The 13,986-nt window shown below is 69.9% G+C and carries 14 protein-coding genes and 1 riboswitch; of the genes, 3 read left to right on the top strand and 11 right to left on the bottom strand.

Annotated features, from left to right (window positions below; translation table 11 throughout):
- Window position 1 precedes the first annotated feature (1 nt).
- The 4 genes from ABZ956_RS14850 to ABZ956_RS14835 all read right to left on the bottom strand — a co-directional run bounded on the left by ABZ956_RS14850 (window position 2) and on the right by ABZ956_RS14835 (window position 4,458).
- Window positions 2-1,321, bottom strand: a complete 1,320-nt coding sequence (locus ABZ956_RS14850; protein ID WP_361892273.1) for a cyclopropane-fatty-acyl-phospholipid synthase family protein — start codon at window positions 1,319-1,321, stop codon at window positions 2-4.
- A 163-nt stretch (window positions 1,322-1,484) separates the two neighbouring features.
- A complete protein-coding gene (locus ABZ956_RS14845; protein ID WP_361892270.1) occupies window positions 1,485-2,867 on the bottom strand; it encodes an NAD(P)/FAD-dependent oxidoreductase in 1,383 nt (460 codons plus the stop codon).
- A gap of 500 nt (window positions 2,868-3,367) precedes the next feature.
- A complete protein-coding gene (locus ABZ956_RS14840; RefSeq protein ID WP_361892267.1) occupies window positions 3,368-3,601 on the bottom strand; it encodes a DUF397 domain-containing protein in 234 nt (77 codons plus the stop codon).
- The gene (locus tag ABZ956_RS14835; RefSeq protein ID WP_361892264.1) at window positions 3,598-4,458 is read right to left on the bottom strand and encodes a helix-turn-helix transcriptional regulator; all 861 of its coding nucleotides are present in this window, start codon (window positions 4,456-4,458) and stop codon (window positions 3,598-3,600) included. Before ABZ956_RS14835 ends, ABZ956_RS14840 begins: the two co-directional genes overlap by 4 nt.
- Before the next feature lie 237 nt (window positions 4,459-4,695).
- Between ABZ956_RS14835 and ABZ956_RS14830 the strand changes: the two genes are divergently transcribed.
- From ABZ956_RS14830 to ABZ956_RS14820, 3 genes are all read left to right on the top strand, one after another.
- The gene (locus ABZ956_RS14830) at window positions 4,696-4,917 is read left to right on the top strand and encodes a hypothetical protein (RefSeq protein ID WP_361892262.1); all 222 of its coding nucleotides are present in this window, start codon (window positions 4,696-4,698) and stop codon (window positions 4,915-4,917) included.
- Window positions 4,918-5,304: 387 nt separating this feature from the next.
- Window positions 5,305-5,457 carry a hypothetical protein gene (locus tag ABZ956_RS14825; RefSeq protein ID WP_361892259.1) on the top strand — a complete coding sequence of 51 codons (153 nt, stop codon included), beginning with the start codon at window positions 5,305-5,307 and terminating at the stop codon, window positions 5,455-5,457.
- Window positions 5,454-6,638, top strand: a complete 1,185-nt coding sequence (locus ABZ956_RS14820) for a protein-L-isoaspartate(D-aspartate) O-methyltransferase (RefSeq protein ID WP_361892256.1) — start codon at window positions 5,454-5,456, stop codon at window positions 6,636-6,638. Before ABZ956_RS14825 ends, ABZ956_RS14820 begins: the two co-directional genes overlap by 4 nt.
- Before the next feature lie 74 nt (window positions 6,639-6,712).
- On the opposite strand, the gene ABZ956_RS14815 is transcribed toward ABZ956_RS14820, so the two are convergent.
- The 7 genes from ABZ956_RS14815 to ABZ956_RS14785 form a co-directional block, all read right to left on the bottom strand.
- A complete protein-coding gene (locus ABZ956_RS14815; RefSeq protein WP_361892253.1) occupies window positions 6,713-7,684 on the bottom strand; it encodes a Ppx/GppA phosphatase family protein in 972 nt (323 codons plus the stop codon).
- Window positions 7,681-8,220, bottom strand: coding sequence for a DUF501 domain-containing protein (locus ABZ956_RS14810; RefSeq protein ID WP_190066487.1), 540 nt, complete (start codon window positions 8,218-8,220; stop codon window positions 7,681-7,683). Before ABZ956_RS14810 ends, ABZ956_RS14815 begins: the two co-directional genes overlap by 4 nt.
- Window positions 8,221-8,265: 45 nt before the next feature.
- A complete protein-coding gene (locus ABZ956_RS14805) occupies window positions 8,266-8,736 on the bottom strand; it encodes a septum formation initiator family protein (protein ID WP_361892249.1) in 471 nt (156 codons plus the stop codon).
- 106 nt (window positions 8,737-8,842) lie between these two features.
- Entirely contained in the window at window positions 8,843-10,132 is a 1,290-nt protein-coding gene (gene eno, locus ABZ956_RS14800; protein WP_361892246.1) for a phosphopyruvate hydratase, read from the bottom strand.
- A 280-nt stretch (window positions 10,133-10,412) separates the two neighbouring features.
- Window positions 10,413-11,165, bottom strand: coding sequence for a transglycosylase family protein (locus tag ABZ956_RS14795; RefSeq protein ID WP_361892244.1), 753 nt, complete (start codon window positions 11,163-11,165; stop codon window positions 10,413-10,415).
- Between the two features lie 4 nt (window positions 11,166-11,169).
- A riboswitch (cyclic di-AMP (ydaO/yuaA leader) is annotated at window positions 11,170-11,319 on the bottom strand.
- A gap of 294 nt (window positions 11,320-11,613) precedes the next feature.
- Complete coding sequence (locus tag ABZ956_RS14790; RefSeq protein WP_361892241.1) at window positions 11,614-12,573, bottom strand: transglycosylase family protein; 960 nt, start codon at window positions 12,571-12,573, stop codon at window positions 11,614-11,616.
- Between the two features lie 164 nt (window positions 12,574-12,737).
- On the bottom strand, window positions 12,738-13,985 hold the full coding sequence (locus ABZ956_RS14785; RefSeq protein WP_361892477.1) for a cytochrome P450: 1,248 nt from the start codon (window positions 13,983-13,985) through the stop codon (window positions 12,738-12,740).
- Window position 13,986 lies beyond the last annotated feature (1 nt).

Here is a 13,986-nt window from a genome sequence, read left to right as displayed (position 1 = left end):
CTCAGCGCCAGTCGCGGGTGCGCAGCGCGAGCCCCGACTCGCCGCCCGGCGGGGTGCGGATCGCCAGGACCTGGTTGACGCCGATGCGGTTGCGCTCGAAGGACAGCGCGGAGGCGGCCATGTACAGCCGCCACACCCGGGCCCGGCCCGGCGAGGTCAGCCGCACGGCCTCGTCCCAGTGGGCCTCCAGGTTGGCCACCCAGGCGCGCAGGGTCAGCGCGTAGTGCTCGCGCAGCGCCTCCACGTCCCGCACCTCGAACCCGGCCTGCTCGAGCTGGGCCACGGTCCGGCCGATGGGCGCCAGCTCCCCGTCGGGGAAGACGTAGCGGTCGATGAACTCGTCGACGCGGTAGTCCGCCTCGTCCCGCAGCGGGCGGCGGGCGATCTGGTGGTTGAGCAGCCGGCCGCCGGGCTCGAGCAGGGCGTACAGATCGCGGGCGTACTCGGCGTAGCGGGCGGAGCCGACGTGCTCGGCCATGCCGATGGAGGAGATGGCGTCGAACGGCCCGTCGTGGACCTCGCGGTAGTCCTGGACCCGGATCTCCACACGGTCCGTCAGACCGGCCTCGGCGACCCGTTTACGGGCATAGGCGGCCTGTTCCTCGGAGAGGGTGATGCCGACCACGCGCACCTCGTACTCCCGGGCCGCGTGCAGTGCCATCGAGCCCCAGCCGCAGCCGACGTCCAGCAGGCGTTGGCCGGGTTTCAGGGCCAGCTTGCGGCAGACGAGGTCGAGCTTGGCGCGCTGGGCGTCCTCCAGGGTGGCGGCTCTGTCCTCATCGGTGCCCCAGTAGGCGCAGGAGTAGACCATCGAGGGGCCCAGGACGCGCTCGTAGAAGGTGTTGCCCACGTCGTAGTGGTGGCTGATGGCCTGCTTGTCGCGGCGGACGGTGTGCAGCGGGCCGCCGCCGGTGCGGGCCTCCTCGCGCGGCGGTGCGGGCGGCGGCAGGGGCCCGGCCAACAGGAGCAGCTCCCGGCACGCGGCGCGCAGGGCGGGGTCGCGCAGGGCGCTCAGGAGGGCGGCGGGGCGGCTGCGGCGGACGGAGTCCTCGCCGCGCTCCCACAGGTGCCCCGTGAGCAGGTCCATGGCCTCGTAGAGGTCGCCTTCGACGTCGAGGTCCCCGGCGACCCAGGCGCGGGCCAGCCCGAGCTCCCCCGGCTTCCACAGCAGGCGGCGCAGGGCGCGGCGGCGGCGGACGATCAGGACGGGCGTGCCGGGCGGCCCGGATTCGCTGCGGTCCCAGGCGCGCACCCGGACCGGGAGCGGGGCCCCCAGAACCTGTTCCGCGAGTGTGGTCAGCCGTCGAGCGGCCTCGGCCATGTCGCACACCTCCATGATGAAGTGTCAGGAGATAGATTCACCTGACACCTAAACACCAACAGGCCGTGCTGTAGTCCTTCTTCGGACAGGGTAGGTCAACGAAAACGCCGAGGGCGCCCACCCCACGGATTGGTGGACGCCCTAGGAGAAAAATCTTCGCCGGTCAGGAAGCCTTGGCCTTCTGCCCCGCGTCGGACGCGGCGGCCTGCGGGGCCGGCTTCGCGGCCTCGTAGAACTCCTCGCGCGGGTTCTCCATGGCACGCAGGGAGACGACCTCGCGCTTGAGGAACATGCCCAGGGTCCAGTCCGCGAAGATGCGGATCTTGCGGTTCCAGGTGGGCATGGCCATGCCGTGGTAGCCACGGTGCATGTACCAGGCGAGACGGCCCTTGAGCTTGATCTTCGTCTTGCCCAGGACGATCATCGCGACGCCCTTGTGGAGGCCGAGGCCGGCCACCGCGCCCTTGTTGGCGTGCGAGTACGTCTTCTGCGGGAAGCCGCGCATGCCGGACAGGACGTTGTCGCCGAGGACCTTGGCCTGGCGCAGCGCGTGCTGGGCGTTGGGCGGGCACCAGGCGTTCTCGTTGCCGGCCTTGCGGCCGACGACGTCCGGGATCTGGGCGTTGTCGCCGGCGGCCCAGATGTAGTCGGTGCCCTGGACCTGGAGGGTCTCGGAGGTGTCGACGTGGCCGCGCGGGCCCAGCGGCAGGCCGAAGCGGGCCAGGGCCGGGTTGGGCTTGACGCCCGCGGTCCACACGATGGTGTTGGAGTCGACCTCGAGGCCGTTCTTCAGCACGACGTGGCCGTCGACGCAGGAGTCCATGGAGGTCGAGAGGTAGATCTCGACGCCGCGGCTCTCCAGGTGCTTCTTGCCGTACTCGCCGAGCTTGGGGCCGACCTCGGGGAGGATCTTGTCGGCGGCGTCGACGAGGATGAAGCGCATGTCCTCGCGCTTCACGTTGGGGTAGTACTTGGCGGCGTCGCGCGCCATGTCCTCGACCTCGCCGATGGTCTCCGCGCCCGCGAAGCCACCGCCGATGAAGACGAAGGTGAGCGCCTTGCGGCGGATCTCCTCGTCCTTGGTCGAGTCGGCCTTGTCGAGCTGCTCGAGAACGTGGTTGCGCAGGCCGATGGACTCCTCGATGCCCTTCATGCCGATGCCGTTCTCGGCAAGGCCGGGGATCGGGAAGGTGCGCGAGACGGCGCCCATCGCGATGACCAGGTAGTCGAAGGGCAGCTCGTACGCCTCGCCGACGAGCGGCGCGATGGTGGCTACCTTGCGGTCCTGGTCGATGGTCGTGACACGGCCGGTCAGGACTTCCGCCTTCGGGAGCACGCGTCGCAGCGGCACCACGACGTGGCGGGGGGAAATGCTGCCGGCGGCTGCTTCAGGAAGGAAGGGCTGGTACGTCATGTACGAGCGCGGGTCGACGACCGTGACGGTCGCCTCGCCGTACCGCATCTTCTTGAGGATGCGGCGCGCCGCGTACAGGCCGACGTACCCACCGCCTACTACGAGGATCCGTGGACGCTCCGTGGTGCTCATGTTTCGAGTATCCAGCACTCTCGGGAGGGGTGCTCGTGAGCCCCTTCACAAGGCTCCGGGGCCTGTCTGCTACACTCCGCCGCCCCTGTGACCGACGCCATGGCGCCGTAAGGGAACCAAGCCGTCCGCAGGGGCGTTGATCACCCCTGCTGAACTGGGCTTGCGGCACACGGGACGACTGGACCACAGCCTGTGGACGGCCCGCATAAGCGTTTCTTTAAGACGCCTGAAACCGGACCGTTTCCGGGCGCGTGAGCCGCGTGGACCCCGGAAGGGGGTCTGAAGCCCTCATTCCGGGGTCCTAGGACCACTTTTTCATGTGAAGGATTTCACGAACATTCCCCGGAGAGGGGCCCGTCGGCCCCCCGAAGGGTCCGGAACGCCCCTTTACGCAACGCTCCAGGCGATGCCGTCCAGACTGCTTCTCCCGGGGGACAACCCCCGGACCCCCGGCCGGACACCCTCTCCGGCACAGGTCAGTCGCCACGGTTCTGCGCGGTTCAAACGGCCACGCCTTGCCCGAGTCCGCCGCTGCGAATCGCCGCGACAAGGCCGCGCATCTGCCCGTAGTCGAAGAGGAGCGCGGGGCCCGTGGGGCGTTTGCTGTCCCGCACGGCGATCACTTCCCCATCATCGCCTATGATCCCGACCTCGACACAGTCGGACACCGCGCCGGACGCGCTCGACTTCCACCACCTCACGGGAAGTATCGAGGCGTCATCAACATGAGTCATGCCGTCTTCCTTATCTCTGCGATGCGCTCGGCGGACGCTTCCGGCGTAAGCGCCGCAACGCTCAGCCGTTCGAAAGCGCTCTGATACACGGCTACCTCTTGGCCGTCCTCGACGTAAAGGCCAGACGTCAGACTCTCGATATGGACGACGTCAAGGTCGCTGTGATCGGCGAACCCCAGCAGGGAAAACGAACCCATCTGCCCCATGTGCGGCGATACGTCAGCTGGCAACACTTGAATGGTGATGTTCGGCCGACGACTCACCGTGAGCAGGCGCGTGAGCTGGTCGTGCATCACGCCGTCATCGGAGCACTTCGTGTGGAGTGCGCTTTCGCCGACGACGACGCGCAGGTCGAGCGGGCGCTCGCGCGAGGTGAGCACCGACTGAGGAGCCAGGCGTACCTCCACGAGCGCATCGACCTTGTCTTCGATGGCCGCCGACATGGCGGTACTGCTGATGATCTCGCGAGCGTACTCCGCGGTCTGGAGCAGGCCCGGGATCGCGCCCATCTGCCACGACCGCACCGAAGCCGCCTCGGCCTCCAGAGAGATCAAATCCTCGTACACGGGTGACAGCACGCCCCGGTAGGAATGCCACCAGCCACGAGCGGCACCTTCGTTGGCGAGGGCGAGCAACGCCGCACAGAGCTCGCCGCCGTCAACACCGTAGAGGCCAAGCAACATCTTGACGTCGGCAGATTTCGCCGGCGTACGCGCCGTCTCAAGGCGGCTCAGTTTCGCAACGGTGATCCTGCCGTCAGCTCTCACGGCGACGTCCTCGAGCGTGAGCCCCAGACCCTCGCGGAGTGCCCGCAACTTCGCCCCCAGCCTGCGGCGACGCACGGTTGGTGCGCTCAACTTGCCCTCCATCATCGCGTTCTGTCGGCCAGTCTGCCGCCTGTCCGTTGGCCATGTCATCTGTGTTGATCATTTGACCTTCGCCGCTCGCACCGACATATGCAAATTCTCATTCGCGCGTGAGATGGCTTGCGGCAGGCGGGAGTTGAGAGCACCCTGTCGTACACGAAACGTCGCCGCACGATCACGCTCTGACGACAATCGGCGTTGGTCAGTGCTGCCCAGAGGGGATTTTGCATGGCGATCACGCATTCGCATCCGCTCCCGCAGACGCCTGAGCACCACCGGTCCGACGATCCAGGCCACATCGGCTCCCTCGAAGTCGTCACCCCGCTGCGGTGTAAGTACATCGCCAGACTCGAGATCGAGCGTAGGGAGGCGGTGGAGGCGGGCCGCACCAACGCCGCCCACGTGCTCACCGGGGCCATGTGTCGCCACCTGCGGGTGATGCACCCATGAGTTGGCTTTGGCGCCTTCTTCGCCGACTGCGGCGCATCGCACCATCGGTGCCGACGATTCCTCGCGTTGCGGAAGGCCGCGAAACAAGCCCCGGAGCACCGGTCTTCGGACCGGCCCGGAGCCAGGTCATTTCGCTTCCCCACACCTCCGGCCCGCCTGCCATGCCGACTCCCCACATGTCCGCATCGACCCGCGCCTACTACGCTCCCGTGCTGCACCCCACACCCGCCTCTCAGCCGGTGCCCGAGGGCCGCTCACGCACGGCGTACGAGCGGGTTCGCGCGCACCACCCCTAGCCCCCTGCCCGGTCGCCGCCTCGCAACGCGAGGACGATCTGCGGCCGGGCAGGCGCAAGTGCCCATCCGAAATGAGTGAAAGGGGTACAAAATGAACGTTCAGTTCGTCACCGCCGTTGACGGCGGGCGTGGCAAGGACGAAGGCGAGGGGGACGGATACCCCGGGCAGCCCTGGACGCCGCCGTCCGAGCCCCCGTCCCCTGACGGCGGTAGCCCCGAGGGCGACGGGGACCACCGCAAGTGACGTTCGACCCGCAGGTGGAGCGCCCCAGCCGAAATGAGCTGGGGCGTGTCCTCTTCGAGACGAAGGCAATGTCGTCGGACTGGGCGTCGACCTTCGCCGCAGTGGACCGGGCCGCCTTCCTGCCCGATCTGATCTGGCCGTGGGACATGGAGACCGGTACGAGCGTCGCCGTGGACCGGACCACTGACCCCGACGGCTGGTACGCGGCCGTGGACAGCGACCAACCCATCGTGACCCAGTGGGACGACGGCAAGCACTCCGGCACCGCGCCGGGGCGCGTATCGACAAGCTCGTCGTCCGCGCCATCCGTGAACTACGGACTGTTTCAGGATCTGGGCGCTGACGAGGGCATGAAAGTGCTGGACGTGGCCACCGGGACGGGTGAGACCGCCGGGGCCCTGTATCACCGCTGTGTGGGCCCACGCGGACGTGGGCGCGTCACCACAATCGAGATCGACCGCACGGTGTCCATGCGGGCCCGCGAGCGGCTGTGTGCGGCCGGGCTGTACCCGGACGTGGTCGAGGGCGATGGGTTCAAGGGCTACGCGGACCACGGACCGTACGACCGCATCCTCGCCACTGTGGGGCTCCGGGAATCCCCCGGGGTGTGGCTGCCGCAGATCCGCAAGGGCGGGATCATCGTCGCCCCATGGGGCACGCACTACAGCAACGCGGACGCCGTGGTCCGCCTGAGGGCGAATGACGGAATCGCGCTCGGCCGCTTCACACGCCCGGTGGAGTTCATGAAGATCCGAGCCCAGCGTTCACCCCGGCGGCCGCACGCGGAATACGTTCCGGCGGGCACGTTCAACAAGGCGGAGACCTCCGCCACAGCCGTTACCGAGTCCGAGTTCGTCACCGGGCGGTACACCGCCCTGCCGTTCGCTCTGGGCCTCCGCGTGCGGAACTGCGTCCAGGCCGTGGCCGACGCACGCGATGGCGCGCGCCCCGTGTGGTTCTACGGGCTGGGTGACCGTTCCTGGGCCTGTGTGATGTTCCGCGACGGGGAGGAAACGCGTGTTTGGCAGTCGGGTCCGCGCCGACTGTGGGATGACGTGGAAGCTGCCTTTCGGTGGTGGCAGAAGCAGGGCAGACCCACACATGACCGGTTCGGGCTCACCGTGACACCGGATAGACAAGAGGTGTGGCTCGACACGCCGGGCGACTCCTGGCCGGTGTGAAGCGACGTGGTGGCCCCGGTCCGCGTGCAGCGGGCCGGGGCCATTCGCGTCTACGATCTCCGCAGCACCGCAGGTCAGGGCTTCTTTTTCGCCGCCTCGGCCTGTTCTGCCGTTTTGAAGGCGATGCCATCCAGGATGTCGTGCTCGCTGACGACGACCTCGTGGGCGCCGGTCCGCTCCATCACGCACAGCAGCACGAGCGCCCCCGCGGCGATGACGTCGACGCGGCCCGGGTGCATCACGGAGATCGCCGCCCGCTGCTCGTGGGTGGAGCCGATCAGCTCGTGGGTGATCTCCCGGACCCGCTCCAGGGAGACGCGTGAGTGGTGGATGGCGGCGGAGTCGTACTCCCGCAGCCCCAGCGCGATCGCCGCGACCGTGGTGACCGAGCCGGCCAGGCCGACGAGCGTACGGGCCTCGGTCAGCGGCACCGTCTGCTCGGCGACGTCCAGCGCGGCCTCGACGTCGGCGCGTATCGCCGCGATCTGGGCGGGCGAGGGCGGGTCGGTGACGACGCCGTCGACCACGAGGTGACGTTCCGTCATGCGCACGCAGCCCACGTCCACGCTGCGCGCCGCGCGCACGTGCTCCTCGCCGACCACGAACTCGGTCGAGCCGCCGCCGATGTCCACGACCAGGAACGGCTTGGCCAGATCGTCGCGCCCGGCCAGCTCCCGGGTGGCGCCGGTGAAGGAGAACTCCGCCTCCTGGTCACCGCTGATCACCTCGGGCTCCACGCCCAGGATCTCCACGACGCCACGCACGAAGTCCTCGCGGTTCTCCGCGTCCCGCGAGGCGGACGTCGCCACGAAGCGCACCCGCCGCACGCCGTGCGCCGCGATGACCTCGGCGTACTCGCGGCACGCGGCGAACGTGCGCTCCAGCGCCTCCGGCGCCAGGCGGCCCGTACGGTCCACGCCCTGGCCGAGCCGGACGATCGTCATCCGCCGGTCGAGCTCCTTGAGTTCACCGGTGGCCGGATCGGCGTCCGCGACGAGCAGGCGGATGGAGTTGGTACCGCAGTCGACGGCGGCGACGCGCGTCATGCGCATCCCTCGCCCGAGTCGCCGCACGGGCTCACGCACGGGCCCTTGGCCCACCACTCCGGCAGCAGCGCCAGCGCCTCGTCACCGAAGGGGTTCACGCCGGGGCCGGCCACCAGCGAGTGCCCGACCAGCACGTGCAGGCACTTGACCCGGTCCGGCATGCCGCCGGCGCTCGGGAAGCCCTCCAGCACCTCGATCGCGTCGCGGCGGGCGAGGTAGTCCTCGTGCGCGGCCCGGTAGGCGGCGGCCAGCTCCGGGTCGGTCGCCAGCCGGTCCTGCATCTCCTTCATCAGCCCCGAGCCCTCGAGCGTGCCGATCGCGGACGCGGCACGCGGGCAGGTCAGGTAGTACGTCGTCGGGAACGGCGTGCCGTCCGGCAGCCGGGGGGCCGTCTCGACCACGTCCGGCTGACCGCAGGGGCAGCGGTGCGCGATGGCGCGCAGCCCGCGCGGCGGGCGCCCCAGCTGCTCCTTGAACGCGGCGATGTCCGCGTCGGTCGGCTCGGTGGGCTCGGTCTTCGGAGGAGGGGTGTCCATGTGCTCGCTCGTGCTCGCTCGGTCGTGTCGAAGGAATGTGCAGGGTCAGCGGTGGCCGTCGGAGGTGTCCACGCCGTCGAAGAGGTTGCTGTACCAGGGCCGGTCGGCGGCGCCCTCGTCCCTGCGCTGCCTGGTGCCGCCGCTGCCGTCCGCCACGGTGTAGCCGGTCTCCCCGGGCCGTACGAAGTGCAGGTGCTCGCGCGCCTGCTGCTCCACGTACGCCGGGTCCTCGAGCCGGGCCTTCTCGTCGCGCAGCCGCTTGACCTGCTCCCGCGCCTGCTCGGTGCGGTGCCGCTGCTCGGCGATGTCCGAACGCTGGGTGACCCACTGGCGCATGGGGTAGGCGAGGGCGACGACGAGGGAGCAGACGACGAGCGCGAGCAGCGCCGCCCGGCCGGTGAGCCGGCTGCGCCGCGGGGGCCCGGCACGGTAGACCCGGGCCGCGGACGGCCCCTGCACGAGCGCCGTGCCCAGCGCCTTGAGCCTGGTCGCGGTGGAGAACCGGTCCGCGCCCACGTCGCCTCCCCTGGAGAGTCCGCTACGAACGTACGTCCCCGGACACGGTACGGGACCGCGGCCGGGGACGTACGGAGACTGGCGAGAAGGTCAGCCCTTGCGGTGCTTACTGGTTCGCGGAGCGGAACCGCGGGAAGGCGCTGCGGCCGGCGTAGACCGCGGCGTCGTCGAGGATCTCCTCGATGCGCAGCAGCTGGTTGTACTTGGCGACGCGCTCGGAGCGGGCCGGGGCGCCGGTCTTGATCTGGCCGCAGTTGGTGGCTACGGCCAGGTCGGCGATGGTGACGTCCTCGGTCTCGCCGGAGCGGTGGGACATCATGCACTTGAAGCCGTTGCGCTGGGCCAGCTCGACGGCGTCCAGGGTCTCGGTGAGCGAGCCGATCTGGTTGACCTTGACCAGCAGGGCGTTCGCGGAGTTCTCCTCGATGCCGCGGGCCAGGCGCTCGGGGTTGGTGACGAACAGGTCGTCACCGACGAGCTGGACCTTGTCGCCGAGCTTCTCGGTGATGGTCTTCCAGCCGGCCCAGTCGTCCTCGAACAGCGGGTCCTCGATGGAGACCAGCGGGTACGCCTCGACGAGCTCGGCGTAGTACTCCGTCATCTCGGCGGCGGAGCGGTCCTTGCCCTCGAACGTGTAGACGCCGTCCTTGTAGAACTCGGAGGCGGCGACGTCGAGCGCCAGGGCGATGTCCTGGCCGGGGGTGTAGCCGGCCTCCTTGATGGCCTCGAGGATGAGGTCGAGGGCCTCGCGGTTGGAGCCGAGGTTCGGGGCGAAGCCGCCCTCGTCGCCCAGGCCGGTGGCCAGGCCCTTGGCCTTCAGCACCTTCTTGAGGGTGTGGTAGACCTCGGTGCCCCAGCGCAGGGCCTCGGAGAAGGACTCCGCGCCGATCGGCGCGATCATGAACTCCTGGATGTCCACGTTGGAGTCGGCGTGCGAGCCGCCGTTGAGGATGTTCATCATCGGAACGGGCAGCAGGTGCGCGTTCGGGCCGCCCAGGTAGCGGAAGAGCGGCAGGTCGGAGGCCTCGGAGGCGGCGTGCGCGACGGCCAGGGAGACGCCCAGGATGGCGTTGGCGCCGAGCGAGCCCTTGTTGTCGGTGGCGTCCAGGTCGAACATCGCCTGGTCGATCAGGCGCTGCTCGGTGGCGTCGTAGCCGACGAGCTCCGGGCCGATCTGCTCGATGACGGCCAGGACGGCCTTCTCGACGCCCTTGCCCAGGTAGCGGTTCGGGTCACCGTCACGCAGCTCGATGGCCTCGAAGGCACCGGTGGAGGCGCCGGACGGCACGGCGGCACGGCCCGTGGAGCCGTCGTCGAGGCCGACCTCGACCTCGACCGTGGGGTTGCCTCGCGAGTCGAGGATCTCGCGAGCTACGACGACGTCGATGGACGGCACGAGGGTCTCCTTCGTGGTGTGTCTGGAGTTCTGCAGCACGAGCCTAACGGGCCCCGGAGGCTGCGCCCGCCCTTGGACCGGCCACCGGACCGAAAATTGGCACAAAAGCCGAGATCACCGGATGAATGGTCGGTGTGTTCGCTCAACGGGAAAGACGACCGGCCGCACCGGGGCCCGTGGCGGCCCCGGAAAACGGCGGAGCCCCGCTCCGATGCGGCTCGGGGGGAAGACGCATCGGAGCGGGGCGGTCCCGCGGATGAGCGCGGCGCTCAGCCGGTGATCAGCTGAGGTGCAGCTTCTGACCCGGGAAGATCAGGTCCGCGTTGTCGATGATGTCCTTGTTGCGGTCGAACAGCTTCTGCCAGCCGCCGTCGACCTTCTTGGCGTCGGCGATGGAGCCGAGGGTGTCGCCTTCCTTGACCTCGTACTCGCCGTCACCCTGCTTGACCGTCTTGGGGGCGGCGTGCTTCGGGGCGGTCTGCTTGGGGGCCGGGGCCTCCTCGGCGGTCTCCGCCTGCGGCTTGGCGTGCTTGGGCGCGGAGGGGCGCTCGGCACGGTCGGCGCGGCTCTTGGTGGAGGTCTCGCCCGCGGCGGCGGAGGAGGACTTCGTGGACTTCTTCTTGACCACGGAGCCGGAGCCGGAGGTGTCGACGTTGGCCTTCGCGCCACCGGCGGTCAGGCCGCCGGCACCGGCGCAGCCCCAGGCGCCCGGGCCCTGCATGGCGAGGAGACGCTCGGCGGTGGCGATCTGCTGGGCCTTGGTGGCCAGGTCGGCGCGCGGGGCGTACTGCGTGCCGCCGGCGGCCTTCCAGGAGGACTGCGAGAACTGCAGGCCACCGTAGTAGCCGTTGCCGGTGTTGATGGACCAGTTCCCGCTGGACTCGCACTGGGCGACCTTGTCCCAGGTCGAAACGGAGGCGGCGTTGGCGGAGGTCGCGACCATCAGCGGGGCGGCCACGGCGACGCCGGTGACGCCGGCGAGCGTGACGATGCGGACGGCCTTGGACGGACGACGGTGCTTGCCCTTGGACATAAGTCGGTTTCCTCACCGACGCCTACGAGGTGAGCTGTCGGGTTCGGGCTGTGAGTTTGCCCGGCCCGGTGCGCGGCTGCGCTCCGGGCTTCACCCCAAGCCGTCCCGCTCCCTCGACCGTGAGGCCGTCGGACCGGTCCGGCGCCTTACCTTGGTTCCCCCGCTCCTGCCAACGGCGCTTGCGCGACGACTCCCCCGGCCGCCGGCAGGATTCGGCGTGGCGACCGTGGTGCTCGCGGTGGCGAGCGGTGACGACGTTAAACACAGGCGGCCGACGGGTTCAAACCCCACTTTTCAGCCACAGTTGCTGGAAGTTACCCGCAGGAACCTCCTGTTTCCGCAGGTGGGAGGGGGTTTGAGCAGAACGGACGAGCTCCGTCCAGCCCAAAGTCAACGAGACCCATGTCTCACTTTCGACTGGAACGGACATTCGCCCCGAACCCCCCGGCTAGGGACGGATATCGAGCCGCTGACCAGGCTGAATGAGATCCGGATCGGATCCGACAACTTTTTCGTTCTTCTGATAGATCGTCTGCCAGCCGCCGGTGACCGAGTGGTCCTCCGCGATCGCTGACAGGTTGTCACCGGGCTTGACGGTGTAGTCGGTCGCGCCGGGTACGCCCGTCCGGGCGTCGGCGCCGTCGCGCGAGGGGCGCTGGGGCTCGTCCGAACGCGGCGGCTCGGCGCGGTGCTTGCCCGTGCCCGGCTCCCCGGCCGCGTCGTCGCCCGGCGTGCGCGGGGCGGTCGGCGCGGGGTCGGTGGGCGCGTGGTCGGTGGGCGTGCCCGAGGGCGTGGTGGAGGGGGACGGCGTGGTGGACGGTTCGGCCGAGGGGTCCTTGCGGTGCTTGCCGTCCGGCTTTCCGGAGGTCTCGCCCGCGGGGGCGGAGGGGTCGGTGGACGGGCTCGGCGTGCCGGGCGACTTCGATGCGCCGGGCGCGGGTTCGGTGGTGCCGGGGGCGCGGTCGGCGGGCGCGGACTTCGTGGGCTCCGGCGTGGCGGGAGCGGTGCGCTCGGGCGCCGGCTCGCGGGTCGGCTCCGGCTCGGGGCTCTGGGTGCGTCCGGGGTTCACGTCGGGCGCCGGGGCGTCCTTCGACAGACCCGAACTGACGGCGCAACTGCGCCAGGCGTCGGGGCCCTCGGCGGCCAGGATCCGCTCGGCGACGGCGATCTGCTGGGACCTGCTGGCCAGGTCCGGGCGCGGCGCGTAGGAGATGCCGCCGTTGTTCTCCCACATCTGCTGGGTGAGCTGGAGGCCGCCGAAGAAACCGTTGCCGGTGTTGGCGCTCCACAGCCTGCCGCTCTCGCACTGGGCGACCTTGTCCCAGGTGCCCGTGTCCGCGGCCGTGGCCGCGGTGGCCGCCATCAGCGGCATGGCGATGCCCGCCCCCGTCACCCCCGCCGCGAGCACGATGGCGGGTATCTGACGGGGGCGGCGATGTCTTCCGTTCCCGAAACGCATGGGCTGGCCTCTCGTGTGGCGGCTGATGTGGTCGTCGAACATAGCGACGGGTCCGGGTCGTCACAAGCCGGTGTAGCCGAGGTCACGCGAAGGTCACGCGAGGTGACCGGTCGTCATGCGGCGGGCGGAGCAGGGGTGAACGCGACGGGCAAAGTGCGCAATCCGCGCATGATCAGACCCCCTCGCCAGCGCAGGTCCTCCGGCTCCGCGGCCAGGTGGAGATCGGGCAGCCGGCGCAGCAAAGTCGCGAGCGCCACCTGGCCCTCCAGGCGCGCCAGGGGGGCGCCCAGGCAGTAGTGGATGCCGTGTCCGTAGCCCAGGTGCTGGTTGTCGCGCCGGGCCAGGTCAAGGGTGTCGGGGTCGGCGAACCGCTCGGGGTCGCGGTCCGCGGCGGCCAGGACGACGAGTACGGGATCGCCCTCGGCGATGCGCTGTCCGCCGAGGGTCAGGTCCCGGGTGGCGAACCGCCAGGTCGCCAGCTCCACCGGCCCGTCGTAGCGCAGCAGCTCCTCCACGCCGGTGGCCAGCAGGCTCTCCTCGCCCTCGCGCAGCGCGCGCTGGAGGCGCTCGCGCTGCCCGGGGTTGCGCAGCAGGGCGTAGGTTCCGTTACCGATCAGGTTCACAGTTGTTTCAAAACCGGCGAACAACAGGATGAAGGCCATGGCCGCGGCCTCGTCCTCGGTGAGGTGCTCGCCGTGGTCACTCGCCCGGATCAGTCCGGAAATGAGGTCTTCACCGAGATCCTCCCGCTTACGGTGGATCAGTTCCGTGAGATAGCCCCGCATCTTCTTCACGGAACGGGCCACTCCGCCGCGTGGGCCGCCGCCGTGGCGGATCATCATTCCCGCCCAGTCGCGGAAGTCGTCCTGGTCCTCGCGCGGCACCCCGAGCATGTCGCAGATGGCATAGATGGGGAGGGGGAAGGCGAACTCGTGGATGAGGTCGGCCTCCCCCTTGCCGGCGAAGGCGTCGATGAGCTGATCCGTCAGCTCCCGCACCCGGGGCGCGAACTCCGCGACCCGGCGCGGGGTGAACGCCTTGGAGACCAGCCGGCGCAGCCGGGTGTGGTCCGGCGGGTCGATGTTGAGCAGGTGCGTCATCAGGTTGGCGCTGCGCTCGCCGGGGATGCCGACCTTGCCCTTGCCGTGGGCGCCCTCGGCGTGGTGCACGGGGTTCTTCGACAGCCGCTGGTCGGCGAGTGCCTGCCGGGCGTCGGCGTACCGGGTGACCAGCCATGCCTCGACACCGCTGGGCAGGGCGGTGCGGTGCACGGGGGCGTGCTCGCGCAGCCAGGCGTACGCCGGGTAGGGGTCGGCCGCGAACTCCCAGGTGAACAGGGGTGGGGCGGGGGGCGTGGGCATA

Origin of the sequence: Streptomyces sp. NPDC046261, assembly GCF_040646235.1 — a bacterium.
GTDB lineage: Bacteria > Actinomycetota > Actinomycetes > Streptomycetales > Streptomycetaceae > Streptomyces.
The sequence above is the reverse complement of the archived record's forward strand: the minus strand, read 5'-3'. Positions and strand labels throughout refer to the sequence as shown.

What these genes read in the sequence shown, in the direction of transcription:
- ABZ956_RS14825 (WP_361892259.1), top strand. Translation starts at nt 5,305, where the DNA reads ATGAACGTTCAGTTCGTCACCGCCGTTGACGGCGGGCGTGGCAAGGAC.
- ABZ956_RS14795 (WP_361892244.1), bottom strand. Translation starts at nt 11,165, where the DNA reads ATGTCCAAGGGCAAGCACCGTCGTCCGTCCAAGGCCGTCCGCATCGTC.
- ABZ956_RS14850 (WP_361892273.1), bottom strand. Translation starts at nt 1,321, where the DNA reads ATGGCCGAGGCCGCTCGACGGCTGACCACACTCGCGGAACAGGTTCTG.
- ABZ956_RS14845 (WP_361892270.1), bottom strand. Translation starts at nt 2,867, where the DNA reads ATGAGCACCACGGAGCGTCCACGGATCCTCGTAGTAGGCGGTGGGTAC.
- ABZ956_RS14815 (WP_361892253.1), bottom strand. Translation starts at nt 7,684, where the DNA reads ATGACGCGCGTCGCCGCCGTCGACTGCGGTACCAACTCCATCCGCCTG.
- ABZ956_RS14840 (WP_361892267.1), bottom strand. Translation starts at nt 3,601, where the DNA reads ATGACTCATGTTGATGACGCCTCGATACTTCCCGTGAGGTGGTGGAAG.
- ABZ956_RS14810 (WP_190066487.1), bottom strand. Translation starts at nt 8,220, where the DNA reads ATGGACACCCCTCCTCCGAAGACCGAGCCCACCGAGCCGACCGACGCG.
- ABZ956_RS14785 (WP_361892477.1), bottom strand. Translation starts at nt 13,985, where the DNA reads ATGCCCACGCCCCCCGCCCCACCCCTGTTCACCTGGGAGTTCGCGGCC.
- ABZ956_RS14830 (WP_361892262.1), top strand. Translation starts at nt 4,696, where the DNA reads ATGGCGATCACGCATTCGCATCCGCTCCCGCAGACGCCTGAGCACCAC.